This window comes from Streptococcus sp. Marseille-Q7087 (genome assembly GCF_965111935.1).
In genome coordinates, this window is the sequence record NZ_CBCOPJ010000001.1 from 1716601 (window position 1) to 1722823 (window position 6223).

At 31.4% G+C, this 6223-nt stretch carries 6 protein-coding genes and 3 tRNA genes; 3 read left to right on the forward strand and 6 right to left on the reverse strand.

Annotation, left to right across the window (positions count from 1 at the left end; translation table 11 throughout):
- Positions 1-88: 88 nt before the first annotated feature.
- A complete protein-coding gene (locus ACWPVF_RS08805; protein ID WP_247922302.1) occupies positions 89-631 on the forward strand; it encodes a TetR/AcrR family transcriptional regulator in 543 nt (180 codons plus the stop codon).
- Positions 632-670: 39 nt separating this feature from the next.
- Here the strand turns inward: ACWPVF_RS08805 and ACWPVF_RS08810 are convergent.
- The 6 genes from ACWPVF_RS08810 to rlmH form a co-directional block, all read right to left on the reverse strand.
- A tRNA-Asn gene (locus tag ACWPVF_RS08810) sits at positions 671-744 on the reverse strand.
- 5 nt (positions 745-749) lie between these two features.
- Positions 750-821 (reverse strand) — tRNA-Glu (locus tag ACWPVF_RS08815).
- Positions 822-872: 51 nt separating this feature from the next.
- Positions 873-1625: a competence system response regulator transcription factor ComE gene (comE, locus tag ACWPVF_RS08820; RefSeq protein ID WP_454385755.1), complete on the reverse strand. Its 753-nt coding sequence runs from the start codon at positions 1623-1625 to the stop codon at positions 873-875.
- Positions 1622-2959, reverse strand: coding sequence for a competence system sensor histidine kinase ComD (comD, locus tag ACWPVF_RS08825; RefSeq protein WP_454385757.1), 1338 nt, complete (start codon positions 2957-2959; stop codon positions 1622-1624). Before comD ends, comE begins: the two co-directional genes overlap by 4 nt.
- A 273-nt stretch (positions 2960-3232) precedes the next feature.
- Positions 3233-3306 (reverse strand) — tRNA-Arg (locus ACWPVF_RS08830).
- A 41-nt stretch (positions 3307-3347) separates the two neighbouring features.
- Positions 3348-3827 carry a 23S rRNA (pseudouridine(1915)-N(3))-methyltransferase RlmH gene (rlmH, locus tag ACWPVF_RS08835; RefSeq protein ID WP_454385759.1) on the reverse strand — a complete coding sequence of 160 codons (480 nt, stop codon included), beginning with the start codon at positions 3825-3827 and terminating at the stop codon, positions 3348-3350.
- Positions 3828-4011: 184 nt separating this feature from the next.
- Here rlmH and ACWPVF_RS08840 point away from each other — a divergent pair, with 184 nt between their 5' ends.
- Complete coding sequence (locus ACWPVF_RS08840) at positions 4012-5196, forward strand: S1C family serine protease (protein ID WP_454385761.1); 1185 nt, start codon at positions 4012-4014, stop codon at positions 5194-5196.
- 56 nt (positions 5197-5252) lie between these two features.
- Positions 5253-6014, forward strand: a complete 762-nt coding sequence (locus ACWPVF_RS08845; RefSeq protein WP_414262710.1) for a ParB/RepB/Spo0J family partition protein — start codon at positions 5253-5255, stop codon at positions 6012-6014.
- Positions 6015-6223 lie beyond the last annotated feature (209 nt).

Below are 6223 nucleotides of genomic sequence, written 5' to 3' on the forward strand. Positions count from 1 at the left end.
TAATAGATTATACATTAAAAATTCTTATTTACAAGTCAAAATCACTATATTTGGACACTACGTCTATTTTTGTTCATGAGGAGGAACTATGAAAGAGAGCAACAAACGCTTAAAAACTAAACGTACTATTGAGAACGCCATGGTTCAATTATTAATGGAACAACCATTTGATCAAGTTAGCACCGTTAAACTGGCAGAAAAAGCTGGAATTAGTCGCTCTAGTTTTTATACTCATTACAAAGATAAGTATGATATGATTGAACAGTACCAAAGTAAGCTTTTTCATACCTTTGAGTATATTTTTCAAAAACATGCAAATCATAAAAGAGATGCTATTCTAGAAGTGTTTGAATACTTAGAGTCTGAACCTTTACTAGCTGCTCTTCTATCTGAAAATGGTACAAAAGAGATACAAAACTTTCTGAGAAATAAACTTCACATTATGCTTAGCACTGACCTCCAAAAACGCTTTATGCAATTAAATTTAAACAATATTGAGTTAGAGTATAGCAGTATTTATCTAACAAACGCACTATTTGGTGTATGCCAAACCTGGATTGCTCATGGAAAAAAAGAAAGTCCACAAGAAATGACAAACTTTCTTATGAAAATGTTGGGAGATGCAAATTAGAGACAAAAAAAGAACACCAATGGTGTTCTTTTTGTTTAACTCCGCCAGTAGGACTCGAACCTACGACATCATGATTAACAGTCATGCGCTACTACCAACTGAGCTATGGCGGATAATATAGTCCGTACGGGATTCGAACCCGTGTTACCGCCGTGAAAAGGCGGTGTCTTAACCCCTTGACCAACGGACCATCTATCTGTAGCAGATATAACCATTATATCAATTTCTTACTAATTGTCAATCACTTTTTAGATTTTTTCTCCAGAATATCTCTTAATTTCCGTACCTTTAGACGGGTAATTGGACAACGATGATCCTCATAAAAAACCACTTCTAAATTTTTTCGATCAATTTCCCTAATATTTCCTACATTGACAAGAAATGATTTATGAGCAGAATAAAATCTTTGAGTATCTTTATCTTTTTCTTGAATATCCGCCATAGTACCATAAAATTCTTTGGCAAAATTCTTACCAATAATTCTTAACTTATGAGATACTCCTGTTGTTTCAATATATAAAATATCATGGTAGGGAATTTTTAAATCATTTCCCTTGTAATTATAGTCAAAATAATCCACAACATCTTTATTTTCAAGCAGCATACTTTTGGTATATGAGATACTCTGTTCGATACGTTTTTTAAATAATTCATCATTGATATCTTTATCAACAAAATCCAAGGCTGATACTTGATATTTGTAAGTTAAGGTAGCAAATTCTGATCTACTAGTGATAAATACGATAATTGCATAGGGGTTGTGGCGACGAATAAACTGTGCTACCTCAAATCCTTTTTTCTCAACGCCATGAATATCAATATCTAGAAAATAAAGCTGGTTTACTTCATCATTTTCGATATATTCCTTAAACTCTCGTTCTTTACCTGTTGTTTTATAAGAAATAGGAATATTTAATTCCTTTGAAATTTCATCCAAGGTTCTTTCTAATCTGACTTGATGTTCAATAACATCCTCTAAAATTAATACTTTCATGCAAAATCTCTCTTAAATCTAATAATCTGTCTAAACGTACTATCTTCCATCTCTGTCTCTAAAATGATATTTTCATACTTATTCAAAATCTCTTTGACATTATTAAGGCCAATTCCTCTATTTCTACCTTTAGTAGAAAAACCTAGTTCAAACAAGTCTTCTGAAGGTGTCATAGTGATTTTACATGAATTTTGAATCACAATAACTGTCTCCAAATCCATCTTAATCACTGCAACTTCCATTTGTTTCAAATAACTTTCTGCAGCACCTTCAACAGCGTTGTTTAGCAAAACACTCATAATCCGAACAAGATCGAGTAAATCGATTGACAATCTTGTGATAATATCCTTTACTTCTAATGTAAACTCTACGTCATTATTTCTGGCATATACAATAGATTGAGCAATCAAACTTCGTAAAGCTGAATCTTCTATATTGTTTAAATCAAAGTATGTATACTTATCTGAACGTAATTTTTGATTAGCTTTGACTAGAACTTCATTGTAAATCCTGTCAATTTCCTGTAAATCTTTACTGTCAATCGCCATTTGCATACTGACAAGCATCCCTGCATAATCATGACGAAAACCACGGATTTCATTGTACAAACCAACAATTTCATCTGTATATGTCTGTAAATGTTCTTGTTCAAATTTTTTCTGATTTAGAGCAATTTCTCTTTCAACTTGAACCTTCTTGGCATTCATTGCAAAGAAGATTAGTAATAAACAAATAAAGACAATTGTTGCTAAAATACTACTAAAACTATTTAAATGAGGAAAAATACTGACAATATCTGAAATAAACAGTACAGTATGTAAAATAAAGCAAGAAACTATAACTTTTTTTAAAAAAGTATAGAGATAGTCTTTATCGAAATATTTAAGTTCTAGGTTAAAATAGGTAATAATTTTATCTATTACAAAATAGGAAATTAAATTAATGATGAAAAAGAATAATCTTTCATGTTGTTCTACAAGTAAGTCCCCTGTAATAGATGATAGAGTAACAGACAAAAAAGTATGAGCACTTTGATACAATAGTGAAATAATTAAACTTAAAAATATATTTTTTGAGGAGTCATACTTTTTAAAAAATTTAAAATAGCAATAGAATAGAATTGGATAAAAATTCTTTAAAGTATAATGTAAAATGAGTATTAATTTATCAGAATCTATAAAAGAAAATATAAAGGCATAAATTAGTTGAAATACAAAGAATAGAAAACCCAAAATATAACTTTCTTTTTTTGAAATTTCACAAATTCGACTATAAATTTTACTGATAATAACACAAGTTAAGAATTCATCTAATATTCCTACTATAATGTCCATTTTATACTCCTTTTTTTCTCCTAAAAATAGGAATGTGTTTGAAATCCTCTTTTATCTCCACCTCGAATCTCCTACAATTCTACCTCTATTCTAATTTAACTGTGTTTTTCATAATAAAGTCTCCTGTATTGTTTTTCTTATAAATTAACTTACAAACCTATTATACAAAACGGAGTTTATTTTAAAACAATTCATTCTCAACTGCACATTTTTATGCTTGAACTGTCATTTTTTACAAAAACGCTGGGTTTCCCCAGCGTTACATCTAGTATATGATCCCAGCAGGATTCGAACCTGCGACCGTTCGCTTAGAAGGCGAATGCTCTATCCAGCTGAGCTATGAGACCTAACTAGTTTATCTTATCAAAATAATCGAGATTAGTCAATCCTATTTATGATATGGAGAACCTTGTTGGATAGTAAATGCTCGGTATATCTGTTCTACAAGAACTAGACGCATTAATTGATGTGGAAGAGTTAAACGGCCAAAACTTACTGATAAGTTAGCTCGTTTTTTCACTTCATTGGATAATCCTAAACTTCCACCGATAACAAAGGTTAAGGTTGAATAACCATTTATAGAAGCTTGTTCTAGCTGTTTACTGAATTCTTCAGAAGACAAGTTTTTCCCTTCAATGGCTAAAACAACAACAAATTCCCTATCTCCAATTTTTGAAAGGATGCGATTTCCTTCTACATCTAAAATTTTTGCATTTTCAGAATCACTGGCACGATCTGGTGTCTTTTCATCAGCTAATTCAAGCATTTCGATAGTAGCAAAACGAGAAATTCTTTTAGAATACTCAGCTATTCCATCTCTGAGATACTTTTCTTTCAGTTTTCCAACCGTTACAATTTTAATTTTCATACTTCTATTTTATCATAATCGTATTCTATTCACATCTTATTCACAAATAAAAGCGGAGAAAATAGCAATAAATTCACAAATTTTTAACAGTTTTCCACAGATTGTTGAAAACTAAATAATTTTAAGCATAAATTAAGTTAGTAATTTTATACTTTTACTAACTTAATAAAATATGGAGGATTGTATGAAACACTTACATAATTTTTCGAAAAAGATTGGGAAACTTTTACTCATTGTTCTTGTTGGTTTTTTTAGTGGTATTTTAGGTAGTCTGGTAATTCTTCAATTCAACCAGAAACAAGAAATCACAAAACAAAATAGTACAGGAATCACTCAAACAGCTGTAAAAAATGAAAACTCAACTACACAAGCAGTTGATAAAGTTAAAGATGCTGTTGTATCTATTATCACTTATTCAGGAAACTCTCAAGGTGGTTTTGTTGGAACTGATGATACTGATATAGATTCAAATACTGAGCAAGTTAACAGTGAAGGTTCTGGTGTTATTTATAAAAAAGAAGGTGAATCTGCCTATTTAGTTACTAATACTCACGTTATTAATGGCGCTAAAAAAGTTGATATTCGTCTAGCAGATGGAACAAAAGTCCCAGGTGAAATTGTTGGTTCTGATACCTATTCTGATATTGCAGTAGTTAAAATCTCTTCAGAAAAAGTTTCTACAGTTGCTGAGTTTGGTGATTCAAGTAAATTAGCTGTTGGAGAAACAGCTATCGCAATCGGTAGTCCTTTAGGTTCAGAATATGCAAATACGGTTACTCAAGGGATTGTATCAAGCTTGAACAGACATGTTTCTTTGAAAGCTGAAGATGGTCAAGCCATTTCAACGAATGCTATCCAAACAGATACAGCTATTAACCCTGGTAACTCTGGAGGTCCTTTGATTAATATCCAGGGACAAGTTATCGGTATTACATCAAGTAAAATTGCCTCAAATGGTGGAACATCTGTAGAAGGCCTTGGTTTTGCTATTCCTGCAAATGATGTTATTAATATTATTAAACAATTAGAAAAAGATGGAAAAGTAACTCGACCAGCGCTTGGTATCCACATGGTTAACTTAACAAACCTCAACACAGCTGACCTTCAAAAATTAAAACTTCCTGACAACGTTACTTCTGGTGTAGCTGTTCGTTCTGTTCAAAAGAACATGCCTGCAAATGGACATTTACAACAGTATGATGTCATCACAAAAGTAGATGATACCAAGATTTCATCTACTACTGAATTGCAAAATGCGCTTTACAGTCACTCTATTGGAGATGAAATGACTGTAACTTATTACCGTAATGGTAAAGAAGAAAAAACTACAATCAAACTAGATAAGAGTACAAGTGATTTAAATCAATAGTTTACATATTTGTAAACCTACTTTACAGAATATCAAAGATGTGATACTGTAGAAATATGGAAGAATTCAAATTAATTCGTATCAGTGATATTCAAAAAAATCCCTATCAACCTCGTAAAGAATTTTCAAAAGAAAAGATTCAAGAACTTGCCCAATCTATTAAAGAAAATGGTTTAATTCAACCGATTATCGTTCGTCAATCTCCAGTTATCGGATATGAAATCCTAGCTGGAGAAAGACGGTATCGGGCATCGATAGCAGCTGGGCTATCAGAAGTTCCTGTAATCATCAAAAAATTATCTGATCAGGATATGATGGTTCACTCAATCATTGAAAATTTACAACGAGAAGACTTAAATCCGATTGAAGAAGCAAAAGCTTATCAATCTTTAATTGATAAAGGATATACTCATGCAGACATTGCTGAAAAAATAGGGAAATCACGCCCTTATATCACTAATCTTGTTCGATTGCTAACGCTCCCTAATTTTATTTTAAAAGAAGTAGAAACTGGAAAATTGTCTCAAGCACATGCTAGACTTCTAATCCAACTACCTTTGAAAGAACAAAAAAATTTACTCAATCGCATTCAGAAAGAGGATTTATCAGTTCGGCAGGTGGAACATCTACTTAAAGAAGAAAAAAATAAGAAGAAAAGCAAAGAAAAAGATCACTTTATCAAAGAAGAAGAAGAAAATTTGAAAAAATTGTTGGGATTAGATGTCCAAATCGTCCTTCAAAAAAAAGAGGCAGGAAAAATAACTATCTCTTTTCATAATCAAGAAGAATACCAACGTTTTATTAACAGCCTGAAATAAGGCTGTTATTTTATTTTTCTAAACTCACATATTTATCCACTGGATTAGTATAGAAAAAGTCTATTAAATCAAAATCTAGACCTTTTATCCACAAGTTGTGGATAAATCTTTTAAACATTGTGGATTGTTTTTCACAAGTTGTGGAAAAAATGCTTGCTATGTGATAAAATAGTGTTTAAGATTACACCATTTAGAAAAGGAGGAGTTTG

Bases quoted from the DNA above. Each gene is read 5' to 3' on its own strand.
- comD (WP_454385757.1), bottom strand. From the start codon at position 2,959: ATGGACATTATAGTAGGAATATTAGATGAATTCTTAACTTGTGTTATT.
- ACWPVF_RS08805 (WP_247922302.1), top strand. From the start codon at position 89: ATGAAAGAGAGCAACAAACGCTTAAAAACTAAACGTACTATTGAGAAC.
- comE (WP_454385755.1), bottom strand. From the start codon at position 1,625: ATGAAAGTATTAATTTTAGAGGATGTTATTGAACATCAAGTCAGATTA.
- ACWPVF_RS08840 (WP_454385761.1), top strand. From the start codon at position 4,012: ATGAAACACTTACATAATTTTTCGAAAAAGATTGGGAAACTTTTACTC.
- rlmH (WP_454385759.1), bottom strand. From the start codon at position 3,827: ATGAAAATTAAAATTGTAACGGTTGGAAAACTGAAAGAAAAGTATCTC.
- ACWPVF_RS08845 (WP_414262710.1), top strand. From the start codon at position 5,253: ATGGAAGAATTCAAATTAATTCGTATCAGTGATATTCAAAAAAATCCC.